Origin of the sequence: Pseudarthrobacter sp. S9 (assembly GCF_050156545.1) — a bacterium.
Classification (GTDB): domain Bacteria; phylum Actinomycetota; class Actinomycetes; order Actinomycetales; family Micrococcaceae; genus Arthrobacter.
Window position 1 is genome coordinate 1,546,605 of record NZ_CP189576.1, and the last position, 21,766, is coordinate 1,568,370.

A 21,766-nucleotide genomic window follows, 5' to 3' on the forward strand; every position below is an offset into this window, starting at 1 on the left:
GCCGGCAGAGCCCGAGCCGGCAGCGCCGGTGCCGGAAGCGGCGGTGCCGGAAGCGGCGGTGGCGGAACCGGAACCGGAACCGGAGTAATTGCTTTCGGTATCGTGGCTCACCGGACCCGCCCTCCCTCGCGCACGGTGGCGCCGCTGATGCGGATGTCCACCCGGCTCAGTTGCGCGCCGCTCAGTTCGGTCACTCGGCGCAGGATCTCGGCCTTGGCTGCCACGGCGCGGTCCCAGACGGAGCCGCCGAAACCCGCGACGCGCTCCGGGTCCCGGAGGACCGCGGTAAGCGACGGCACGGTGATGGGGGTGATGAGGGACAACGCCAGCAGGCCGTCGTCGTCGGACCATTCGGCACGCACGTCCTGCGGCGGGACGCCCAGGGCCTCCCCCGCGGCGGCCCGCGCCACGCTGGTCAAGGCCTGCGTGCTGATCCGGTTGTGACCAGCCATCGCGCGGCTCTGGACCGCCGCCCCAGCCATGCCGCTCATGAGGAGGAACGCCGGCCCGTGATGGCATCGAGCACGCTGCGCAGGTCCAGTTTCCCTTCCGCGGCGCGGCCAAGCAGTGCTCCGATGCCCATGAACAGCAACGCGCCGAGGAAACCCCAGGCGCCGAACTGGAAGGACATGAAGGCCACGAACGCGCCTACTGCGATCCCCACAACGGTCAGATTCACTGCACTGCCTCTCTCGCCGGCCGGGCCTCACCGGACGCGGCGGGTTTGGCCGGGCCGGGCACATAAACGTCATTGATCTCGATATTAACCTCGATGACCTGGAGTCCGACGAGCTCCTCCACCGCGGCGTAGACAGCGGCACGGATCTGGTCCGCGAGGGCGTGCAGTGGTGTGCCGTAGACAGCGACGAGGTCGATGTCCACGGCTACCTGCGTTTCGCCGACTTCGGCCCGGACCCCGGCAGCGTGGTCCGCGCTGCCGACGGCGTCACGGATGGCGCCCAGGGCCCGCGACGGGACGGATCCCAGGGAATAGACGCCGGGGACCGAACGGGCGGCGATGCCCGCGACCTTGGCGACGGCGGCTTCGGAAATGACGGTGCGGCCGCTGCCCGCCGGCGCAACGGTGCGCAGCCCGGCCTCGGGACCCGTAGCGGGTTGAGAATTCTGGTATTCCATGAGGCACTCCCCCTTCTCTTTGAGACAACCCTAGTCCCTGCCCCGGCCACGCCGCGCCTACGGTTCGAGCTGGTTCACGAGGCCGGCCAGCACGGGCTCCCGGCCCAGCTCGATATGTGAGTAGGCCAGGGAGTACGCCAGGTCCGGGCGGCCCTTGAGGATGGCGTCGCACAAGGCCGAGTGTTCGTCCCTTTGCAGTTCGTTGCTGCGGTTGTGCGCCAGACCGAAGATCCACCGCATCCGGCCAAACAGCGGCTTCACGGAGTCGATGAGCAGCCGGTTGCCCGAAAGCCTGACGATTTCCGCATGGATTTCCGTACTGAGACGGGCGACGTCGTCAGTCCGGCCTGCGTCGATGGCGGTGCGGGACTCGTCGAGCAGTTCCTGCAGCCGTCCGCCGGACTGGCCTTCCGCAACGCGGGTGGCTGCCATTCTGGCCGCGAACGCTTCCAGGCAGAGCCGCACGTCGAAGAGCTCGTTGACGTCGGTGAGCGTCAGTTGGCGGACAACGGCTCCCCGGCGCGGGAACGTGGCGACGAACCCGTCCTGCTCCAGGCGCTGGATCGCTTCACGGACCGGGATCCTTGAGACGTCGTACATCTCGGACAACTCCCGCTCGCGCAGCCGCATGCCCTGTCCGAATTCGCCGGTCACGATGCCCTCGAGCACCAGCTGGTAGACGTGCTCCGCGCGGGCCTCATCGTCGCGGCCCTTCAGGCTTTCCGGCATCGCGTCAGCTACCATTCCACTCCCCTTTGTGCCAGCGCCCGCTTCCTGGAGCGGACGGCGCCGGTCAGCGTTCCAACCGAGCATACACGGGAGGAAACAGCTCGTCGGACGTCCGGTTCCGGGCGTCCCGTACGCTGTAGGCCGCCCGCATTTTTTCGAAGAGTTCCTGTCCTTTTACTCGCCAGTAGCCGGGATCCACGCCGTCGATTTTTCCATCGACCATGATCGTGCGGCCGGCCACGACCGACAGTACGGCCTGCCGTGCAGTTCCGTTGAGCAGGAGCGTGCGGAAAGGGTCGTCATGGACGCCGTCGCGGACATCATCAAGGGCGAATGCCACGAGGTCCGCCTGCGCGCCGGCTTCCAGCCGTCCCAGGTCCGGGCGCCGCAGGGCCCGGGCGCCGCCGAGGGTGGCGGCGTCGAAGTAGCCGGCGACGTCGGCCGCGCCGGTGGTGCCGGCCAGGATCTTCGCAAGCTGCACTCCGGCGTCGATGCCGCGGATGAGATCCGGCGGGAAGGAATCCGTACCGAGCGCAATGTTGATGCCTGCCTCCTTGTATGCGTTGAAGGAGTCCAGGACGCTGCCGTACCGCATGGAGGTCAGCGGGCAGTGGATGATGCTCGCGCCGGACTCGGCGAGGCGCGTGAGGTCTCCCCGGTCCTCCCCGTGGACGGCCGGGTTGCGGTCCGTATAGGTGGCGTGCGGGATCAGGAGGCGCTCGTTGAGCAGGCCCGCCTGGTCCAGGAACTCCAAAGGTGTGATGCCGTGCCGGTCCAGGATGAGCTGGCGCTCCGCGAGGCCCTGCAGGGAGTGCAGGCGCACCAGGACGTCACGTTCCTCGGATGCCCGGGCGGTGGCCTTCAGCAGTTCCACGCCCAGGGTTTCGATCCGGCAGGGAAGCAGGACGCCGTGGACCAGCGGGTCGTCCAGCTCTTTCGCGTGGTCCAGGAAGCGCAGGGCGTCGGCAAAGCCTTCGGCACCGCGCTCGTCGTCGAACATCACCGACCGCTCCCCGATATCCAGCACAACGTTGACGCCGGAGCGGTAGGCAGGGCCGAGGTAGCCGCGCAGCCCCAGCCGCCGGCTTGTCTCGGCCATGCCCGCGAGCTCGTCAAAGGTCTCGGCCCAGGCGGAGTGGACCTCGGAGGCGATGGGCATGTAGGTGGTGATGCCGTGCAGCACAAGCTGGATGAGGGCGTATTCGCGGATCTCCTGGCGCTCCTCTGCCGTGAACACGTCGGCGCGGCGGTGGCTGAAGTAGTCCTCGGACCATTGGTAGCCCTTGGCGAGTTCGGGATCTGTCCAGCTGTCCAGGATCAGATGGTCGATGTCGGTCAAAGCGTCGAGGTCGATGAGCCCGGGCATGAGCAGGGCATCGCCCAGATCCCGTTCCTCATCAACCGGCCCTTCATATCCGCGGCCGACGAACTCGATGACGTCTCCCCGGTAGACCACACAGGCGTTATCCAGCAGCACATGCTGCCCTTTGTCGAAACCGAGTACATAGCGGGCCGATACCTTCGTGAGCACAGCGGGTCCTTTCGTTCGTCGCAATTAACACAGCTAACACAGCGAGCAGCACAGCAAGTAACGCAGCAAGTGTTTGGTATTCCAAATACTACATTATTTGTGATTTACATCGCATCAATCGTGCTTTACTCTATTTTGGTATACAAGAAAAGTTCCGGAGCCATCTCCCTGGATCATGAATCGAGCACAGCCGTTGACCCAGCTACAGTCCGCCGAACCCGGCACAGGCAGCCCGCCGGTTTCGCCGGCACCGGATGCCAGACCCGCCAGCGCTCCAGCCGAAGCCCGCTCATTGCTGGCGACAGCATGGCTGCGGATCCGCCGCAGCAAGATCGCGCTGCTGAGCCTGTGCGTGGTGGTGGCGATCATGCTGTTCGCCATCCTTGCCCCGTGGCTCAGCGCCCTGTCAGGCAATGACCCCTACACCTCGAACACCAGCCCGGAAGTCCTGGACGACTTCCAGACGCCGGGCCTGCCGCTCCCCGGCTTCATGTACCCCTCGGCCCAGCACTGGCTCGGCGTCGAACCGGGTCTTGGCCGGGACCTCTTCGCCCGGCTCGCCCACGGCGGTCAGGTCTCCCTCACCATCGCCCTGCTGTCCACCGCCGTTTCGGTGGTGCTGGGGACGGTCCTCGGTGCGGCCGCCGGCTACTTCGGAGGCAAGACCGATGCCATCATCAGCCGCATCATGGATCTCTTCCTCGCCTTCCCGCACCTCCTGCTGGTGCTCTCCCTGACGCCCATCCTGCAGTCCAGGCTTCGCGGCACGCCGTTGGGCGAAGGCAGCTTCCTGCCCATGGCCTCGCTCGTGATCATCCTCGGTTTCTTCGGCTGGGCCTACCTCGCCCGGATCGTCCGCGGCCAGGTACTGAGCCTGCGCGAACGCGAGTTCGTCGAGGCGGCACGCTCCTTCGGCGCCTCGCACCTGAGCGTGCTGTTCCGCCAGATCATCCCGAACGTCATGGGCGTCGTGCTCGTCTACGCCACCATGCTCATCCCCACCAACATCTCCGCCGAAGCCGCCCTGTCCTTCCTCGGCGTCGGCGTCAAGGATCCCACACCGTCGTGGGGCCAGATGCTCAACGCCGCGCAGTCCGGCAACTGGTACCTCAGCGATCCATGGTTCCTGGCCGTGCCCGGCATCATGCTCGTCGTCACCGTCCTGGCGTTCAACCTGCTCGGCGACGCCGTGCGGGACGCCCTGGACCCCAAGGCCTCCCGCCACTAGCCCACCGCACTTCTCCGTTCAATGACACCCCCACGAGGAGCAACATGAATACCCTCACCAGAGCCCTGGCACTCTCCGTGCTGATTGCGATGGCCGCCACCGGCTGCGCCGCCACTCAGAACCAGCCTGGCAACGCCAAACCCGCCGAGTCGGTCAGCGAACTCGCACCGAACGTGGTCAAATCCGGCTTCAGCGCCAAGGGCGGCAACATCAACGTCCTGATGTCCTCGGATTTCCAGACCCTGGACCCCGGCAACAGCAACTACGTCCAGACAGCCAACGTCGGCCAGCTGTACTACCGCACCCTGACCATGGCCAAGGAGACCGCCGGCCAGCCGCCCACAGTGGTCCCCGACCTCGCCACGGACACCGGCATGGTCTCCACGGACGGCCTGAGCTGGACCTACACGCTGAAGGACGGCGTGAAGTTCGAGGACGGCAGCCCCATCACCTCCGCGGACATCAAGTACGGCATCGAGCGGACCTTCGCCCAGGATGTCTACACCCAGGCCCCGCAGGAGCTCAACGCAGCGCTCGACGCCGCCGGGTACAAGGGGCCGTACAAGGACCCTTCCGCGGTGCTCCAGGCCGTCGATACCCCGGATGAGCGCACCGTGGTGTTCCACCTGAAGAAGCCGTTCGCCGAGTTCCCGGCGCTGGCATCGCGCTCCAACACCGCCCCGGTGCCGCAGGCCAAGGACAGCAAGCTGGACTACACCAACCACCCGGTATCCTCGGGCCCGTACATGGTGGAGTCCTACAACCGCGGCAAGTCCCTCAAGCTCGTCCGCAACCCGCACTGGGACGCCGCCACGGACCCCAACCGCTCCGCGCTGCCGGACACCTTCAGCTTCTCGCTCTCCACGTCCCAGGCCACCATCAGCCAGCAACTGCTGGCCAACTCGGACCCGGACTCCATCACCCTGGATTCGAACGGTGCGCTGCAGACCTCCGATTCGGCCAAGCTCGCCGACGCCGCCGTCAAGGACCGTGTGGCCTCAGGCCTGCTGGGCTGCAACGACGTCCTGAGCCTGAACACGGAGAAGATCACGGACCCGGACGTCCGCAAGGCCATCGCACTCGCCCTGGACCGCCAGTCCATCCTGGTGCAGTACGGCGGACGCCGCTTCGGCGAGATCACGCAGAGCCCGCTGAACTCCAAGATGCGCGGCTACGTGGCGCAGGAGCTGGAGCTTGACCCCAGCGGCAAGCCCAAGCTGGAGGAAGCCAAGAAGCTCCTCGAAGGCAAGAACTACCCCAAGACCCTGACGTACGGCTACGCCAACAACCGCGACGCCTACAAGAACACCGGCACCGTCGTGCAGCAGAACCTGAAGGCCCTGGGCATCGATGTTGAACTCGTGCCGATCCCGGCCCCGAACTACTACTCGATCATGGCCAGCGATCAGCTGCCGGACATCGGACGCTCGGGCTGGTGCGGCGGCGCCGACCCGGCCTCGATCCGCACCTCGGCGGACCCGATCCTGGGCCCGAACAACGACGGCACCAGCTACGGCTTCTCCAACACCTCGCGCTACTTCGACCCCCAGGTCTCCAAGGCCATGTTTGAACTGCGCAACACCGCCGGATCCTCCGAGGAGTTGGGCCAGAAGTGGTCCGAGGCATTCGGCGCGGCCCTGAAGACGTACCCGATCATCCCGCTCATCCGCTCCCACACCAACAGCGTGGTGGGCTCCAACGTCCGCAATGCCCAGGTGGGCTACTTCTTCGGCGGAATCGACCTCTCGATCGTCGGCGTCGAGCACTAGACAGGCTTCGTCCAGAAGGAGAAGCGGGCCGCCCGGCAACCGGGCGGCCCGCAACCACCACCATGATCACATTCATTCTTCGCCGAGCCGGCTCGCTGGTCCTGCTGCTCGCCGCGGTCAGCTTCATCACCTTCACGCTTTTCCAGCTCGGCCCCTCCGATCCGGCCGCGGCCGCCTGCGGCCAGGAGTGCACGCCGGAACGCGTGGCCGAGGCCCGCGTGGCACTGGGCATGGACCAGCCCTTCTTCATCCAGTACCTCGACTACATGCGCGGACTGTTTTCCCCGCGCATGATCGGCGCCCCGGGCGCCGAATCCGTCTGCCAGTGGCCGTGCCTCGGCAAGTCCTTCCAGACCAATGAGAACGTCGCGGACATCATCGTCCGCTCCCTGCCCTACACGCTGTCCATGGCCGTCGGCGCGCTCGTCCTGTGGACCGTTTCCGGCGTCGGGCTCGGGCTGCTCGCCGCCCTGCGCAAGGGCTCAGCTACCGACAAATTCATCGTAGGCGCCGCCTCCGTGGGCGTCTCGCTCCCCATCCCCGTCACGGGCCTGTTCCTGCTGCTGCTGTTCGTGAACCAGCTGCACCTGCTGCCGTTCACCACCAACCAGATCAACAGCCCCTTCGGGCCGCAGGGCCCGATGGCCTGGGTGGCCAACTACCTGCTGCCGTGGATCGCCCTGGCCGTGCTGTTCAGCGCCGCCTACATCAGGGTCACCCGCACCAACATGATCGAGACGTTCGGCGAGGACTTCATCCGCACCGCCCGGGCCAAGGGCCTCGCCCCGCGGACCGTCACCTTTAAGCACGGCGTCCGGGCCGGCATCACGCCCATCGTCACCATGCTCGGCATGGACATCGGCCTGCTGCTGGGCGGCGCCGTCCTCACCGAGCAGATCTTCTCCGTCCCCGGCCTGGGCTTCACCGCCGTCCACGCCGCCATCTCCGGCGACCTGCCCGTGACCATGGCCATCACCATGCTGGCCGCCTTCTTCGTCATCGTGGCCAATGTCGTCGTCGACTTTGCCTATGCCGCCATCGATCCCCGAGTGAGGCTCCAATGACCCAACTCCAACCCAGCCCGCACAGCGGCCCGGCGGCCGCCACGCGCGACGTCGGGCCGGCCACCGGCGCCTTCCTCGAGGTCCGCAACCTTTCCGTGAAGTTCCCCACCAACGACGGCGTCGTCTCCGCCGTGAACGGCATGGACTTCGCCCTGGAGCGCGGCCAGACCCTGGGCATCGTGGGCGAATCCGGCTCCGGGAAGTCCGTCACGAGCCAGGCACTGATGGGCCTGCTCAAGGGCACCTCGGCACAGGTCACGGGGCAGGCCCTCTTCCAGGGCAGGGACCTCGTCACGCTGCCCGAGGCCGGGATGCGCCGGCTGCGCGGCCGCAACATCGGCATGATCTTCCAGGACCCGCTCTCGGCCCTGCACCCGTTCTACACCGTGGGCCACCAGATCGCCGAGGCCTACCTCGTCCACAACAAGGCGAGCAAGAAGCAGGCCCGTGCTGCCGCCGTCGACATGCTCGGAAGGGTCGGCATTCCCAGCCCGGAGCAGCGCTTCGATGAATACCCGCACCACTTCTCCGGCGGCATGCGCCAGCGCGCCATGATCGCCATGGCGCTGATCTGCGAACCGGAGCTGCTGATCGCCGACGAGCCTACCACGGCCCTGGACGTCACCGTCCAGGCCCAGATCCTGGACCTCATGTCCGAACTCCAGCAGGAAACCAACTCGGCGCTCATCCTCATCACCCACGACCTCGGCGTGGTGGCCGAGGTCTGCGACTCCGTGCTGGTCATGTATGGCGGCCAATGCGTGGAATCCGGGCCCGTCGACGAGATCTTCTACGACACCCAGCACCCGTACACGCTGGGGCTGCTCAAGTCGATGCCCACCCTCAGCAGCCCCGCAAGCCGACTCAACCCCATCCCCGGCCAGCCGCCGTCGCTGCTCGACCTGCCCGCGGGCTGCATTTTCAGCGCCCGCTGCGAATACGCCGAACTCGCCGGCGACGGCGTCTGCCACAGCCGGCGGCCCGAACTGCTCGTCGAGGACGGCCACGGCAAGCGCTGCCACTTGAGTGGCCCGCAGATCATCACCATCCGGACGTCGAGTTAGGACCGCCATGGACAACCAGGCCATTCTCCAGGTGGAGAATCTCCAGAAACACTTCCCCATCAAGAGCGGGCTGTTCGCTTCCGGCAACCGTTCGGTCAAGGCCGTCGACGGCGTCTCGTTCAGTCTCGGCCGCGGCCAGACCCTGGGGCTCGTGGGCGAGTCGGGCTGCGGCAAGTCCACCACCGGCCGCATGGTGGCCCGCCTGATGGACCCCACCGGCGGCCGGATCGTCGTCGACGGCGCCGACATCAGCCAGCTGCGCGGCCGGGACCTGTATGACTTCAGGCGCAAGGTCCAACTGATCTTCCAGGATCCCTTCGCCTCGCTCAATCCGCGGCAGACCGTGGGCACCGCGATCGCCGCCCCGATGGTGGCACAGAAGATCACCCCGCCCGGCGGGCTGAAGAACCGGGTGAAGGAACTGCTGGACCAGGTAGGGCTCAAACCGGAGCACTACAACCGGTTCCCGCATGAATTCTCCGGCGGGCAGCGCCAGCGCGTGGGCATCGCCCGGGCCATTTCGCTCAACCCCTCAGTGATTGTTTGCGACGAACCGGTCTCCGCCCTGGACGTCTCCGTGCAGGCCCAGGTGGTCAACCTGCTGCAGGAAATCCAGCGCGACACCGGCGTGTCCTACATTTTCATCGCCCACGACCTCTCAGTGGTCCGGCACATCTCCCACGAGGTGGCCGTGATGTACCTGGGCAAGATCGTGGAGCAGGGCCCGCGCGACGAACTCTTCCGGAACCCCCTGCACCCCTACACCAAGGCGCTGCTCTCGGCCGTGCCGTTGCCCGATCCGCGGGCCGCCCGCGAACAAGTGAAGATCCGGCTCCGCGGCGACCTGCCCTCCCCCGCCAATCCGCCCAGCGGCTGCGTGTTCCGTACGCGCTGCCCGCTGATCGGCACCCTGCCCGAAGAACAGCGGCAGCGCTGCATCAGCCACATCCCGGCCCCCGCCGGCCCGGCCGTGCCGGCCTGCCACCACGCAGGACTGGCCGCCGCGGCGCTGGCCGGTGTGCAATAGATCCACTAGCAAAAGGAGCAACACATTGAACACCCTGATCCGAGCCGTCCGCCCGTGGGGGCAAACGCTGAGCGACGTCACCATCGCGGACGGCAAGATCACCGGGGTCGAGCCGCATGACCCGGCGCGCATAGCGCCCTCCGTCGACGCCGTCACCGGGGAAGACGTCACCGTCGTCGAAGGCCGCGGCCGTCTGCTGGTGCCGTCATTCTCCGATGTGCACGTCCATCTGGACTCCACCCGGATCGGCCTGCCCTTCCGGGAACACACCGGCGGCCCCGGCGTGTGGACCATGATGATGAACGACCGGCAGAACTGGCGCCACGCGGAGGTCCCGCTTCAGGAACGGGTCAACGACACGCTCGGCCGGATGATCGCACGGGGCACCACCCGCGTCCGGTCCTACGCCCAGGTGGACGTGGACTGCCGTCTGGAGCGCTTCGACTCATTACTTGCCGCCAAGGAGCAGTTCAAGGACCGGGCCGACGTCGAGATCATCGCCTTCCCGCAGGCCGGACTCCTGCTCGAGGAAGGCACCGTGCCGCTCATGGAGGAGGCCCTCAAGGCCGGCGCCAACGTCATGGGCGGCATCGACCCCTGCAGCCTGGACCGAGACCCGGCCCGGCACTTGGACATCGTCTTCGGCCTGGCCGAGAAGTACCAGGTCCCCATCGACATCCACCTGCACGAACCCGGCGAACTCGGCGTCTTCAGCACGGACCTGGTCCTGGAGCGCACCCGCGCCCTCGGCATGCAGGGCAAGGTCACCATGTCCCACGCCTACCAGCTGGGCAGCGTTTCCGAGGCCACCACGCGCCGGCTGATCGAGGAATTTGCCGAGCTGGACGTCTCGCTGGCGTCCGTGGCGCCGTCCGTCTCGGGTCAGTTGCCGATCCCGCTGCTCGCCGAGGCCTGTGTCCGGATGGGCCTGGGTGAGGACGGCCAGCGCGACTACTGGTCCCCCTACGGCAACACGGACATGCTGGACCGCACCTGGCAGCTCGCGTTCACGCACGGCTTCCGCAGGGACGAGCTCATCGAGCACTGCCTCGCGATCGCCACGGTGGGCGGCGCCAGCGTCCTGGACCCGTCCGCCACCCGGCTCAAGGGCACGGCCCACCGGCCCGGCGTCGAGGCCAGAGATCCCGCCGACCTGCTGCTGCTCGACGGCGAGACAGTTGCCTCCGCGGTGATGGACCGCGGCACCGACCGCACGGTGATTCACCGCGGGAAGGTGGTGGCAGACGGGCTTCAGCTCGTCTAGTTTTCACGCGTGCAAGAAGTGGCCGGTTCCTCCGCGGAGGGACCGGCCACTTCTGGTTGTGCCTTGTTTAGCGGGCGACGTTTAGTGGGCGACGTTCAGCGGGCGACGGCGGCGGGCCGGTTTCAGGGGCCGGCTCGGCGGGTGCCTCGGTCCCGTCAGCCTCCACGGACGCAAGCGGCCCGTTCACGGCGACGTATCCGGCGACGGCGAGGAGCACGGCTTCACCGGCGAGGGCCCAGAACGTGGCCTCCCAGCCGCCGGTCCACCCGTGCAGCAGGCCCGCACCGAGCGGCCCCAGGGAGGCCAGTGCGAAGCCGAGTCCCTGGCTCATCGCGGACAGCTTTCCCGCCGTCTGCGGTCCTGCGGAACGGATGACCACCAGGGCCATGGCGAGCCCGAACCCTGCGCTCTGGACAATCCCCAGAAGCCCCACCATGACGAACTGCAGCCCGGCCGGGGCCAGCAGGACGCCGAGCAGCCCGGCGGCCACCAGGATCCCCAGCCCGGGGGCCATGATCCGCAGCACGGCCGGGCGCCCGGCCAGCACGGGTGCCAGGAGGCTCGCGGGCAGGCCGGCCAGGCTGAACCAGGCCAGCAGCGCCGCGGCATCGCCCGCGGCCAGGCCCTTTGAGACGAGGTAGACGGCCAGCCACGAGGTGATGGCGAAGTACAGCATGGCCTGCAGCCCAAAGAACGCGGTCACGGCCCACGCCGTCGGCTGCTTCCACAGCGGCACTGCCGGTGCGGCATTCTGCCGAGCACCCGGCGTCGGGCGTTCCTCAGCGGCAGTGCCCGGGGCCGCGGCGCGGGCCGGCGGGTTCGCCAAGACCGCGCGTCCGCCGCCGGAGCGGTAGATCAGCGCAGCGCCCAGCAGGGCGGGCACCGCCCAAACGGCCAGTGCCCGGGGAAGGCTTCCGCCCAGGGCATGCTGGAGCGGCTGCACGAGCCCGGCCCCCAGCGCCGCGCCGAGCCCGAAGCCCATGGTGCACAGCCCTGTCCACCAGCCTGTGCCGCGGTTGGCCTTGACGATCTGCGGCACCAGCACGCTGGCCGTCATGATCGCCACCCCGGCAAGGAACGTCCCGGGCAGCAGGAACACGGGCATCAGGACGCGCACGGTGAGCGCGGCCGCCAGCACCAGCAGCGCCACCGCCACCGCGCGCCCGGCACCGAGCCGCCGGGCGAGCCACGGACCGCACGGCGCGGAGATGCCGAACGCCAGCACCGGAAGCGCCCCGAGGAGCGGAAGCAGCCGGGGATCCAGATCGAAGGCCGCCCGGAGCTGCCCCATGACGCCTGCCACCGTGGTGATCGCGGGCCGGAGATTGACCGAGACGAGCGTCAGGGCGATCAGCACCCCGGCTGTCTTCAGCCGGGGTGCCTTCAGCCGAGCTGTATTCAGTTGAGCACGGCCCGCGGGCAGCCTTGGGCTGGCCTGACGTGTTTCTCCCACGGTCGTCTCCTCAGAATTCCATTTGGTATACCAAAAAGACTATTGGATGACGTGGTGAAAGTAAACCACGGCAACAATGCGCGGAGAATCACCTCGTCCAGCAGAGGAAATTCTTCTTGGAATACCAAAGCGGCGGGTGAGTGCGCGCGATGGACTCCCAGGGCCCGGAACCGGGACGGTTGGACGCTTGGCGCCGGGATGTCCGCAACACTGTCCTCAACACTGGAACACTGGAGCGTCGGTGCGGCTCCGTCAGCAGCGGGACTGCAGCCAGCTGTCGATCGGGGCGATGGCCTTGTCGAAGTCTTCGCTGTCGAACTTGGAAAAATCCTGGCCGGCATCGTCTGTGATCGACTTCAGCTTGTCGATGGAATCCTTGAGCTCTGCCGGTACCTGGCCCTGCAACGTCGCCAGTGCAGCCCGGGCCTTCTCCACCTCGGCGGTTTCGTTGCCCGTCACCGCCGCCATGGGCAGGGCCAGCATGGACAGCGCGGTGGCGCTGACGGCGCCACAGGCCTCCTCGATGCTGCCGAAGCCGCCCAGCCCTCCGCTGCCGGCGTCTCCACCGGCTGCGGCGGCGCTGCCGGCACCCCCCGGCGTGGCCGAGGTGCCCGACGCGTCCGGGCTGGCGGAGGTCGTGCCGGATGGGCTGTTGCTAGCACTGCTGGCCCAAGGGTACCGCCGGGGGAACGCCGCTGAACACGGCCGGGCCTGTGGATTACTTGCAGTTCGTGGCGAGCCAGCTCGTCACGGGAGCCATGGCGGCCTGGAGTTTTCCGCTGGAGAAGACGGTCTGATCGGTCACTCCCGCGACTGCCACCTGGTTGAGTTTGGCGAAGTCGGCCTTGAGGCTGTCCGGGACGCTCTCCGCGGTCTTGCTCAGTTCCGCCTTGAACTGTTCCAGTTCCGCCGTCTTGCCCTGCGCTGCAGAGAGCGGCAGCAGCGTGGCGCCGGTGGCCTGCTCCGAGATCTTGGTGCAGGCCTCGGCGGCCGTGGCGAAGTCACCATACGGGCCCGAGGACTTGCTGGCGCTCGGTGTCGCGGAGGCGGGAGAGGAGCTGGCGGCCGCGGACGACGCCGTGCTCCCGGCTTCCGGCGCCGAGCAGGCGGTAAGGGCCAGGGTGGCGAAGAGGGCGGCTACGGTCAAGGGTCGTGCAATTTTGTTCAAAGTCACGTTTGCAGAATCACTTTTCTGGTTGAGATTGCGCCGCCGGCCCGGATCGGGCTGCCGGCGGCCTTGGCGTTCTTTCCCCAGCGTGCGAGTCTAGCCGGGATGACCGGGCGATGCCCAAGCGGGGCGGCCGGATGCGTCGATTGCTCCGTAACTGCCCTTATGGCGGCCCAAAACGGCGGATGCGGAGCAATCGATGGTCCCGCCGGGCGTTAAAGAAGAAAAGCACCAGTTCCGAAGAACTGATGCTTCCCAGTGGTGGCTCCGACCGGCGTCGATCCGGTGACCTTTCGATTTTCAGTCGAACGCTCTACCAACTGAGCTACAGAGCCTAGGTGACATGTCACCTTGACGGCCGGAATTTCTTCCGGCAATCAGAGCGACCCTGACGGGACTTGAACCCGCGACCTCCGCCGTGACAGGGCGGCGCGCTAACCAACTGCGCTACAGGGCCTTGATTGTTTCTTGCATGTCTGCAGTATCGCTACCGCAATTTTTCAAGGCCTTTAGCCTACCAGACTTTTACATCCGCTTTGACCAGTTCCTTGCGTACCCCCAACGGGATTCGAACCCGTGCCGCCGCCGTGAAAGGGCGGTGTCCTAGGCCGCTAGACGATGGGGGCCAGAACGCAGTTCGACTGAATAAGGGCAAAAATTAAGGGCCGAAGCCTTCCGTTTTTGTCCTTTCGGGTTCCTCCGAACTGGACCTATAAAACTATAGGGCCAACCTCCGGATTATCCAAAATGGGGTTCCGCGAACGCCGGGGCGGCTGCCGGCGGCCATCTCCGGGCGGCCGCTTGGAGCCGGCTATGGTGCCGTCACGTCGGGCCGCCAGGGAGTGAGCCGCGGCAGCCACCGCGGGACATTCTGCCGGTACACTTCATATTCGGCGCCGAATGTCCGCGCCAGCGTGGGCTCCTCATAGAGCCTGACGAAGGCCGTCACGGGGATGGCGCCCAAGGCCGCCGCCAGGAAAAGCTTCGGCTGTCCGAGCAGGAGCCCTTGTCCCGTAACCGCGGCCGCTATGGCCACATACATCGGGTTCCGCACGAAACGGTAAACGCCGCCGACAACCAGATGCTTCGGCGGCGCAACCGGGGCCGGGGTTCCAACGCCCTCCACTGCGAAGTGCACGAAGGAATTCGCGAGCACCGCCGCCCCTGAACCGACAAGCACGGCTCCTGCACATTGTGCCGGCAGTCCGCCCGTGACGGGACGCCGCACGGTCCAGCGCGTCAGCAGCCGCGGCACCAGAAAGGCAACCGACGCCGGGACGACGGCGAACGCCGCGGTGCCGATGACCGCCCGCCTTTCCTCATTCTTGGAATCTGCGGATGCCTCCATGGGGCCATTTTGCACCCCATAAGTTCAGGCGTACATGCTGCGGCGCAAGATTATCGTGGACGCGCCCGCTCGACGGCGGCGGCAGCGCCAGAATGGCCTCGGGCGTCAAGCCCGGCAACTACTCCATCGATGTCGGCACTGGGCCGGTTCTGGCTGAGCTTGAGTTTCGCCTCGACCCTCGTGATGAGGAGTTCGACGCCGACGATTGCGCGAAGCTGCCCCGCGATGTAACGCTCGGGGGCATCGTCAACGGACCAGGGCCGGTCCGAGCCGTATTCGTGCATGTCGGTCAAACGTCGCACAAGGCCGCCGAGCCACGCCGGGTCGTCGTGGATGACCAGCTTGCCGTACACGTGCGCGGTGGAATAGTTCCAGGTCGGAACGACGCGTCCGTGCTCGGCCTTCGATGCGTACCACGCCGGAGAAATGTACGCGTCCGGCCCCTGGACAATCACCAGGGATTCGCCCATGGCCTGTTCCGACCACTGGGAGTTATTGCGGGCCACATGCCCCAGCAGCGCCCCGTGATCCCCGATCGTCGGGTCATGAACGAAGGGCAGCAAGGTAGCCAGGAGCCCCTGAGCGGTATGGGTGACGAGGTTGGCGGCGCCTGGCCGGGCCAGGAAATCCTGAATCGCCTCGCGGTCGGCTTCGAAGTGGGCGGGGACGTACATGGGCACTTTCCTTTGATTCGACAGCGTCCTTTAGCCGAAAGTGTAGTGCGCTGGTCATCGGGCCAGCGGCTAAGTCAGCCGCGCACCAATGGCCCACTTTGGCGGTTTTTCGAGGAGAAGTGACCGATTTCCGCCAGCCGCCGGCGCACGTGAAAGGCTAGATTGGCAGCATGGCAACAACCGCCGAATCCGGCCCCTCCCAGTCTGCAGGCACCCATGAAGTGCCGCCGCACACTGCTGTCCCCGCCCCCGCTCCCACCCCCGTCCGTCCCAACCGCCCGGCCCAGCCCGGCCAGATCAGCAGGCTCGGCATCGCCGCCGTCGTCGTCACCGTGGTGCTCTGGGCCTCCGCCTTCGTGGGCATCCGGGCCGTGGGTCCCAGCTTCTCGCCCGGCTCCTTGACGCTGGGACGGCTGGCGATTGCCGCCGTCGTGCTGGGCCTCGTGGTGCTGCCGAAGCTGCGGGCGCTGCCCAAGGGCCGCGAGTGGTGGCCCATCCTGGCCTACGGCGTCATGTGGTTCGGCGGCTACAACGTCGCCCTGAACGCGGCCGAGCATCTCCTCGACGCCGGCACCAGCGCCCTGCTGATCAACGTCAACCCCATCCTCGTCGCTGCCATGGCCGGGATCATCCTCAAGGAGGGCTTCCCGCGCTGGCTGATCATTGGAAGCCTGGTGGCGTTCGGCGGGGTTGCGGTGATCGCGCTCGGTTCCGGCCAGCGCTCGACGGCGGATGTCGCCGGCGTGCTGCTCTGCCTGCTGGCCGCTGCCCTCGCCGCGGTGAGCGTGATTGTTCAGAAGCCGGTGCTGCGGAAGTTCCCCGCCGCCCAGGCTACGTGGTTCGGCATCATGGTGGGCGCCGTCTGCTGCCTGCCGTTCAGCGGCCAGTTGATCACCGAACTGCAGGCGGCCCCGCTGCCGGCCACGCTGGGGCTCGCCTACCTCGGCGTCTTCCCCACGGCAATTGCCTTCACCACCTGGGCGTATGCGCTCTCGCTGATCGACGCCGGCCGGCTCGCCGCGACGACCTATCTCGTGCCCGGCACCACGATCCTGATCTCCTGGCTGGTGCTGGGCGAGATTCCCACGATCTGGGGCCTGATCGGCGGCGCGATCTGCCTAGCGGGCGTTGGGCTGACCCGGCGCAGGTCCCGCTAGGATTTCTGCATGCCCTCTTCGCTGCCGCCCGGCCTACCGATCGTGCCGGACGGCAGCCGGGATGACGCCGGTTCGGTACCGTTCCCGATGTCCGAAGCCGACTTCGAGGCCGCCGTGAGCGACGCCCTGGCCCGGATCCCGCCGGACCTTGCCAAAACCATGGACAACGTGGCCATCTTCATCGAGGACGACTACACACCGCAGCCCGGAGATGATCCGGACACGGTGCTCCTGGGCCTGTACGAAGGGGTGCCACTGACCGAACGGGACTCCTGGTGGGGCGCCGGATCCCTCCCGGACCGCATCACCATCTTCCGCCTGCCCATCCTGGAGATCTGCGCATCCCGCGAGGAGGTGATCGAGGAAGTCACCGTCACGGTGGTGCATGAGATCGCCCACCACTTCGGCATCAGCGACGAACGCCTGCACGAGCTCGGCTGGGGCTAGCCTTGTAGGCATGGGACGCGACCACAGTCATTCGCACGGCATCACGGCCACCGGCACTGCGAAGCACCGGAAACGCCTGATCGCCGTCCTGGGCATTACCCTCGCCGTCGTGCTGGTCCAGATCCTTGGCGCCATGGTGTCCGGCTCCCTGGCGCTGCTCGCCGACGCCGGGCACATGCTCTCCGACGCCGCCGGCGTCTTCATCGCCCTGCTGGCCGCTTGGATCGCCGCCCGTCCGGCCAGCGACCTGCGCACGTACGGCTACCAGCGGGCCGAGGTCCTGGCGGCGCTGGCCAATGCGCTGGTCCTGATCGTGATTTCGGTGGTCATCTTCACGGAAGCCATCCGGCGGCTCGGCTCCGCCCCCGAGGTGGAGACCGGCGTCATGCTCTTCGCCGCCATCCTCGGCGCCGTGGCCAACCTGGTGTCGCTGCTGATCCTCCGGGGCGCCCAGAAGGAAAGCCTCAACGTGCGGGGCGCCTATCTCGAGGTCCTGGGCGATCTGCTCGGATCCTTTGCCGTCATCGCCGCGGCGGTGGTCATCATGGTCACGGGGTTCCAGGCGGCGGACACCGTCGCCTCCATCCTGATTGCCCTCATGATCCTGCCCAGGGCCTGGCACCTGCTCCGCGACGTGGTGGACGTCCTCCTCGAGGCAACTCCCAAGGGCGTGGACGTCCAGATGATCCGCGAACACATCCTCGCAGTGGAGGGCGTGGTGTCCGTCCACGATATCCACATCTGGACGATCACCTCCGGCGTGCCGGTCTTCTCCGCCCATGTGGTGGTGGAGGACGCGGCGCTGGGCGCCCGTGGCGCGGACATGGTCCTGGACAAGCTCGCCGGATGCCTCGGCTCGCATTTCGACACCGAGCACTGCACCTTCCAGCTGGAGCCCGCCACGCACTCGGAACACGAGGCCCGCCAGCACGCCTGATCGCGCCTGGTCGCTCCTGACCGCGCCTGGTCGCTCAGCCCTCCACGCTGCCCGACACGCCTCGCTCGAATGTGGCCAAATGACATTGTTGTTGTTTATGTTATTGATGTGACTCGTGTTGCCAAAGTGGTCTGTGGCACGTAGCCTCGTCCGTGCTGGGTGATCCGCAGAGGGGCCTTTCCACGCGCCAGAATCCAACCTCGCTCATTCCAGCCTGGCCGTTCAACGAGACGCCAGCGAGACTTCAGCGAGGTTTGCCCATGAGTTGGTCCGGATACGGCCGAAAGACCGCGGTGCTCTGCGCCGCCGTCGTACTCCTGGGAACGCTGGCACTGCCAGCGCAGGCCGCGGCCCCTCCAGTGTCCCCGGCGCGTGCACTGCAATCGGCTGTGTTCCAAGCGCCTGCGCTCCGTGTGCCGGCATCGCCCGAAATCCCCTCGCCGGACGAGATCGCCGGGGCAAAATCCAGTGAAAGCGCGACGGCGGAGCAGGTCACCAGGATCGACCGGCTCCTGGCCGATGCCTCGACGGCCCAGGAAGCCAGCCTCGCCGCATCCCTCCAGGCCAACAACGCCTACGGCGACGCCCTCGTGGAGCTTCAGATCCGGCGTGACGCGGCCGCGCTTGCTGCCGCAAAGGCTGCCGCGGCCGGGGCGGAACAGCAGAAGACCCGCAAGCAGATCGGCCAACTGGCCGGCAATCTGTACCGCAACGGCGGACTGAATCCGGCCCTCAGCAGCTTTGTCAGCGGCACAGCGCAGGCGCTTCAGGAGGCCGCGACCCTTGAGGCCGTGACGGCCGGCCGCACGAGGGCCTTCCAGTCCGCGGAGACCGCCGCCGTCGCGGCGGAGTCACTGACGGCTGCCGCGGCAGAGGCCAACAGCGCCGCGGACGAGGCGGCCCGGACGGCAGAATCCCGGAAGGTCGACGCCGAGCGCGCCAACGACGCCCAGCGGCAGGCCATGTCCGAAGCCAGGGCGCAACGGACAGTGCTGGTGGACCAGCTGGCAAGCCTCAAAAACACCACCGCCGCGCTGGAATCAGCGCGGGCGGACGCCCTGGACAGCCAGCGCCAGCAGGAGCGGCTCGCGGCCCTGACCGCTGCGCCGCCGGGCCCTGCGCCGCAACCGGCTCCGGGAAACCAGGCCGCCTGGCAACCTGCCGCACCGGCAGCCCAGCCGGCTCCCGCCGCCGCACCCGTCCAGGATCCCGGTGCCCCGGCCCAAGTGCCGCCGGCGCCGGACCCTGCTCCAGCGCCAGAACCCGAACCTGCGCCCGGTCCGGCTCCGTTACCCGTGCCCGTGCCGGAACCGGCGCCCGTTCCGGCGCCGTCGCCCGGCGGCTCCAACCAGACCGCCATGTCGGTGGCTCTCGGCAAGACCGGTGCGCCGTACTTCTACCAGTACGGCGGAAGCGGAGCCTATGGCTTTGACTGCTCCGGCCTGGTGCAGACCGCGTTCGCCGCGGCCGGAAAATACCTGCCCCGCACGGCCGCCCAGCAGTTCGCACAGGCGCCTGTGCACGTGCCCCTCTCCCAGGCCCAGCCCGGCGACCTGCTGGTCTGGGGCTCGGCACCGGGCTTCTACCATGTGGCCATCTATCTCGGCGGCAGCAGGGTGGTCCAGGCGCTGAACCCGGATGACGGCATTACCGTGACCGATCTTGCCTCCATGTCCGGGATGCAGCTGTACCCCTACGCTGCCCGGTACTGAGGCGACGTTGTCGCAGTGAGCCCGTAGGCAGTGAGTTGGGACGGCGTCGGGACGCAGGGAGCCCGGCGGCGTCGGGACGGGAAACTAGGAGAGTACGTCCTTCGTGATGAACCTGCCATAGGCGAGCGCCCCGAAGACGGCGAGGTACCCGCCCTGCAGCAGCGCGTTGCTGGCAAAGGAGTCCCAGGAAACCGGCTGGCGGAGAAGGTCGCCGAAGTCCAGCCAGTAGTGGCTGAACAGCCAGGGGTGCAGCCATTCCAGCTGCGGCAGCGCGTCCAGGACCTGCGAGACGACTGAGAGCACCACGGTGGCCGCCATGGCTCCCACCGGCACGTCCGTCAGCGTGGACGTAAAGAGGCCGATCGCCGAGAGCCCGAGCAGGGAGACAGCCAGATAGGCGGCGATCAGCAGCAGCCGCACCATGGCCTCACCCGTCCCGATCGAGTCGCCGGAGAGCAGCGTCACGGGCCCCACGGGGAAGAGCGCCGCACCGATTCCGGCCCCGACCAGCGCCACCACGAGCGGGGCGACGACGACGAATACGGCCGCGCCGGCATACTTCACGAGCAGCAGCCGGATCCGGCCCGCTGGGGCGACGAGCAGGTAACGCAGGGTCCCCAGCCCGGCCTCCCCGGCAATCGTGTCCCCCGCCACGACCCCCACGGTGAGCGGGAGGAACAGCGGAACGGACACCAGCATCGCCGTCACGCCGACGAACAATCCGTTCTGGGTGATCCGGTCCAGGAACGCCGGCCCGCGGCCCGCAGGCACGGCGGATGACACCCTCACGGCGACGGCGATCAGGACCGGGATGGCGGCCAGGGCACAAAGCATGGCCCAGGTCCTGCGGCGGCGGAAGAGCACTCCCAGCTCGGACGCAAGCAGGCCGCCGCCGCGTCGAGCCGACACGGGACGGCGCCGGGCGGAAGGCGGGGCGGACGGCGGGGCGGAAGAAGGCCGGGCGGAAGAAGGCGGGGTGGAAGACGGAGGCGCGGACGGCGGGGCGGATGCGCCGCCGTCCGCGGACGTATCACTGGACAACGTCGAACCCCTCCCCCGTCAGCGCCAGAAAGCGGTCCTCCAGGCTGACCTGCTCCGTCGCGAACCCGCGGACCCGGACACCGGCAGCGACGAGCGCCGCCACCACAGCTTCAGGCGCCACCCCGCCGTCGGAGGCGGCAGCGGACAGTGGCGCAAAGAGCACCTCGCCCGCGCCTGAGGAACTGCCGCCGTTTGGATTGCCGCTAGCTGAACTGCCGACGGCTGAACTGCTGCTGGCGTTCAGGCCCAGGCCGGCCAGCACCTGCACCGCGGCCCCGGGGTCGGGCGTGAGCACACGGATCCGGGCCTGGCCTGCCCGGCGCAGCTCCGCCAGGGTCCCCTGGGCCACCAGCCGCCCCGCGCTCATGATGGCCGCGTGCGTGCAGATCTGTTCAACCTCGGCGAGCAGGTGGCTGGACACAAACACGGTGGCGCCGTCGGCGGCGAGCGAGCGCACCAGGTTCCGCACCTCCCGCGTGCCTTGCGGGTCCAGGCCGTTGGTGGGCTCGTCCAGCACCAGGAGCTCCCGGGGAGCCAGCAGGGCGTTGGCAATGCCCAGGCGCTGCTTCATCCCAAGCGAGTACGCCCGCACCTTCTTGTCCGCGGCGTGCGTCAGGCCCACCCGCTCGAGCGCTGACTGGACCCGGGCCCGCCGGGTGTCGGCCGAACCAAGGGGGTCCGCAGCGTCCATGCGGTGCAGGTTGGCCGCGCCGGACAGGAATGGATAGAACGCTGGTCCTTCGACGAGGGCCCCCACCCGGGGCAGCACTTCGTGCAGCTGCCGGGGCATCTCCTCGCCCAGGACGCGTACGGAGCCGCCGGTGGCCGCGGCCAGGCCCAGCATGAGCCGGATGGTGGTGGTCTTGCCTGAGCCGTTGGGGCCCAGGAAACCGAAGACCGAGCCTCTCGGCACCGCCAGGTCGACTCCGTCAACGGCCAGCTGATGGCCGAACCGCTTGCTGAGGGCCGTGGTCTCAATGCTCAGTTCGGCAGCGGGCCCGACGGCGGTCACTGGG

General features: G+C 67.8%; 22 protein-coding genes and 3 tRNA genes. 10 read left to right on the forward strand and 15 right to left on the reverse strand.

Going from position 1 to position 21,766, the window contains the following annotated elements; translation table 11 throughout:
- Window positions 1–107 precede the first annotated feature (107 nt).
- The 5 genes from ACQCSY_RS07285 to ACQCSY_RS07305 are packed head-to-tail and all read right to left on the reverse strand — an operon-like array spanning window position 108 to window position 3,397.
- On the reverse strand, window positions 108–491 hold the full coding sequence (locus ACQCSY_RS07285) for a hypothetical protein (RefSeq protein WP_427134418.1): 384 nt from the start codon (window positions 489–491) through the stop codon (window positions 108–110).
- Window positions 488–679 (reverse strand): hypothetical protein, encoded by a 192-nt coding sequence (locus tag ACQCSY_RS07290; protein ID WP_427134420.1) that lies wholly within the window; start codon window positions 677–679, stop codon window positions 488–490. Before ACQCSY_RS07290 ends, ACQCSY_RS07285 begins: the two co-directional genes overlap by 4 nt.
- Window positions 676–1,137 carry an Asp23/Gls24 family envelope stress response protein gene (locus ACQCSY_RS07295; protein WP_427134422.1) on the reverse strand — a complete coding sequence of 154 codons (462 nt, stop codon included), beginning with the start codon at window positions 1,135–1,137 and terminating at the stop codon, window positions 676–678. The genes ACQCSY_RS07290 and ACQCSY_RS07295 overlap by 4 nt, the downstream gene beginning before the upstream one ends.
- A 57-nt stretch (window positions 1,138–1,194) precedes the next feature.
- A complete protein-coding gene (locus ACQCSY_RS07300; RefSeq protein WP_427134424.1) occupies window positions 1,195–1,881 on the reverse strand; it encodes a GntR family transcriptional regulator in 687 nt (228 codons plus the stop codon).
- Window positions 1,882–1,930: 49 nt separating this feature from the next.
- Window positions 1,931–3,397 (reverse strand): chlorohydrolase family protein, encoded by a 1,467-nt coding sequence (locus ACQCSY_RS07305; RefSeq protein ID WP_427134426.1) that lies wholly within the window; start codon window positions 3,395–3,397, stop codon window positions 1,931–1,933.
- Between the two features lie 292 nt (window positions 3,398–3,689).
- Here ACQCSY_RS07305 and ACQCSY_RS07310 point away from each other — a divergent pair, with 292 nt between their 5' ends.
- The 6 genes from ACQCSY_RS07310 (at window position 3,690) to ACQCSY_RS07335 (ending at window position 10,813) form a co-directional block, all read left to right on the forward strand.
- A complete protein-coding gene (locus ACQCSY_RS07310) occupies window positions 3,690–4,625 on the forward strand; it encodes an ABC transporter permease (protein WP_427134428.1) in 936 nt (311 codons plus the stop codon).
- A gap of 44 nt (window positions 4,626–4,669) precedes the next feature.
- Window positions 4,670–6,394 carry an ABC transporter substrate-binding protein gene (locus tag ACQCSY_RS07315; protein WP_427134430.1) on the forward strand — a complete coding sequence of 575 codons (1,725 nt, stop codon included), beginning with the start codon at window positions 4,670–4,672 and terminating at the stop codon, window positions 6,392–6,394.
- A 62-nt stretch (window positions 6,395–6,456) separates the two neighbouring features.
- The gene (locus tag ACQCSY_RS07320) at window positions 6,457–7,458 is read left to right on the forward strand and encodes an ABC transporter permease (protein ID WP_427134432.1); all 1,002 of its coding nucleotides are present in this window, start codon (window positions 6,457–6,459) and stop codon (window positions 7,456–7,458) included.
- A complete protein-coding gene (locus tag ACQCSY_RS07325; RefSeq protein ID WP_427134434.1) occupies window positions 7,455–8,522 on the forward strand; it encodes an ABC transporter ATP-binding protein in 1,068 nt (355 codons plus the stop codon). Before ACQCSY_RS07320 ends, ACQCSY_RS07325 begins: the two co-directional genes overlap by 4 nt.
- Before the next feature lie 7 nt (window positions 8,523–8,529).
- Window positions 8,530–9,549, forward strand: coding sequence for an ABC transporter ATP-binding protein (locus tag ACQCSY_RS07330; RefSeq protein ID WP_427134436.1), 1,020 nt, complete (start codon window positions 8,530–8,532; stop codon window positions 9,547–9,549).
- Window positions 9,550–9,574: 25 nt separating this feature from the next.
- Window positions 9,575–10,813, forward strand: coding sequence for an amidohydrolase family protein (locus ACQCSY_RS07335; RefSeq protein WP_427134438.1), 1,239 nt, complete (start codon window positions 9,575–9,577; stop codon window positions 10,811–10,813).
- Between the two features lie 67 nt (window positions 10,814–10,880).
- Here the strand turns inward: ACQCSY_RS07335 and ACQCSY_RS07340 are convergent, their stop codons facing one another.
- The 8 genes from ACQCSY_RS07340 to ACQCSY_RS07375 form a co-directional block, all read right to left on the reverse strand.
- Window positions 10,881–12,266 carry an MFS transporter gene (locus ACQCSY_RS07340; protein ID WP_427134440.1) on the reverse strand — a complete coding sequence of 462 codons (1,386 nt, stop codon included), beginning with the start codon at window positions 12,264–12,266 and terminating at the stop codon, window positions 10,881–10,883.
- A gap of 252 nt (window positions 12,267–12,518) precedes the next feature.
- Window positions 12,519–12,749 (reverse strand): hypothetical protein, encoded by a 231-nt coding sequence (locus tag ACQCSY_RS07345; RefSeq protein ID WP_427134442.1) that lies wholly within the window; start codon window positions 12,747–12,749, stop codon window positions 12,519–12,521.
- 235 nt (window positions 12,750–12,984) lie between these two features.
- Window positions 12,985–13,440: a hypothetical protein gene (locus tag ACQCSY_RS07350; RefSeq protein WP_427134444.1), complete on the reverse strand. Its 456-nt coding sequence runs from the start codon at window positions 13,438–13,440 to the stop codon at window positions 12,985–12,987.
- 253 nt (window positions 13,441–13,693) lie between these two features.
- Window positions 13,694–13,769, reverse strand: a tRNA-Phe gene (locus ACQCSY_RS07355).
- Between the two features lie 48 nt (window positions 13,770–13,817).
- A tRNA-Asp gene (locus ACQCSY_RS07360) sits at window positions 13,818–13,891 on the reverse strand.
- Window positions 13,892–13,987: 96 nt separating this feature from the next.
- Window positions 13,988–14,060 (reverse strand) — tRNA-Glu (locus ACQCSY_RS07365).
- Window positions 14,061–14,245: 185 nt separating this feature from the next.
- Window positions 14,246–14,782 (reverse strand): methyltransferase family protein, encoded by a 537-nt coding sequence (locus tag ACQCSY_RS07370; RefSeq protein ID WP_427134446.1) that lies wholly within the window; start codon window positions 14,780–14,782, stop codon window positions 14,246–14,248.
- Between the two features lie 50 nt (window positions 14,783–14,832).
- Window positions 14,833–15,456 (reverse strand): FMN-binding negative transcriptional regulator, encoded by a 624-nt coding sequence (locus ACQCSY_RS07375; protein WP_427134447.1) that lies wholly within the window; start codon window positions 15,454–15,456, stop codon window positions 14,833–14,835.
- 170 nt (window positions 15,457–15,626) lie between these two features.
- On the opposite strand from ACQCSY_RS07375, the gene ACQCSY_RS07380 reads away from it, so the two are divergent.
- From ACQCSY_RS07380 to ACQCSY_RS07395, 4 genes are all read left to right on the forward strand, one after another.
- Complete coding sequence (locus ACQCSY_RS07380) at window positions 15,627–16,613, forward strand: DMT family transporter (protein WP_427134449.1); 987 nt, start codon at window positions 15,627–15,629, stop codon at window positions 16,611–16,613.
- 9 nt (window positions 16,614–16,622) lie between these two features.
- Entirely contained in the window at window positions 16,623–17,060 is a 438-nt protein-coding gene (locus tag ACQCSY_RS07385; RefSeq protein WP_427134451.1) for a metallopeptidase family protein, read from the forward strand.
- A 10-nt stretch (window positions 17,061–17,070) separates the two neighbouring features.
- Window positions 17,071–17,997, forward strand: a complete 927-nt coding sequence (locus ACQCSY_RS07390; RefSeq protein WP_427134453.1) for a cation diffusion facilitator family transporter — start codon at window positions 17,071–17,073, stop codon at window positions 17,995–17,997.
- Window positions 17,998–18,257: 260 nt separating this feature from the next.
- Window positions 18,258–19,709, forward strand: a complete 1,452-nt coding sequence (locus tag ACQCSY_RS07395) for a C40 family peptidase (RefSeq protein WP_427134455.1) — start codon at window positions 18,258–18,260, stop codon at window positions 19,707–19,709.
- 84 nt (window positions 19,710–19,793) lie between these two features.
- Here the strand turns inward: ACQCSY_RS07395 and ACQCSY_RS07400 are convergent, their stop codons facing one another.
- Together ACQCSY_RS07400 and ACQCSY_RS07405 are read right to left on the reverse strand one after the other, a co-directional pair.
- On the reverse strand, window positions 19,794–20,618 hold the full coding sequence (locus ACQCSY_RS07400; RefSeq protein ID WP_427134457.1) for an ABC transporter permease: 825 nt from the start codon (window positions 20,616–20,618) through the stop codon (window positions 19,794–19,796).
- A gap of 121 nt (window positions 20,619–20,739) precedes the next feature.
- The gene (locus ACQCSY_RS07405; protein ID WP_427134459.1) at window positions 20,740–21,762 is read right to left on the reverse strand and encodes an ABC transporter ATP-binding protein; all 1,023 of its coding nucleotides are present in this window, start codon (window positions 21,760–21,762) and stop codon (window positions 20,740–20,742) included.
- Window positions 21,763–21,766: the final 4 nt, after the last annotated feature.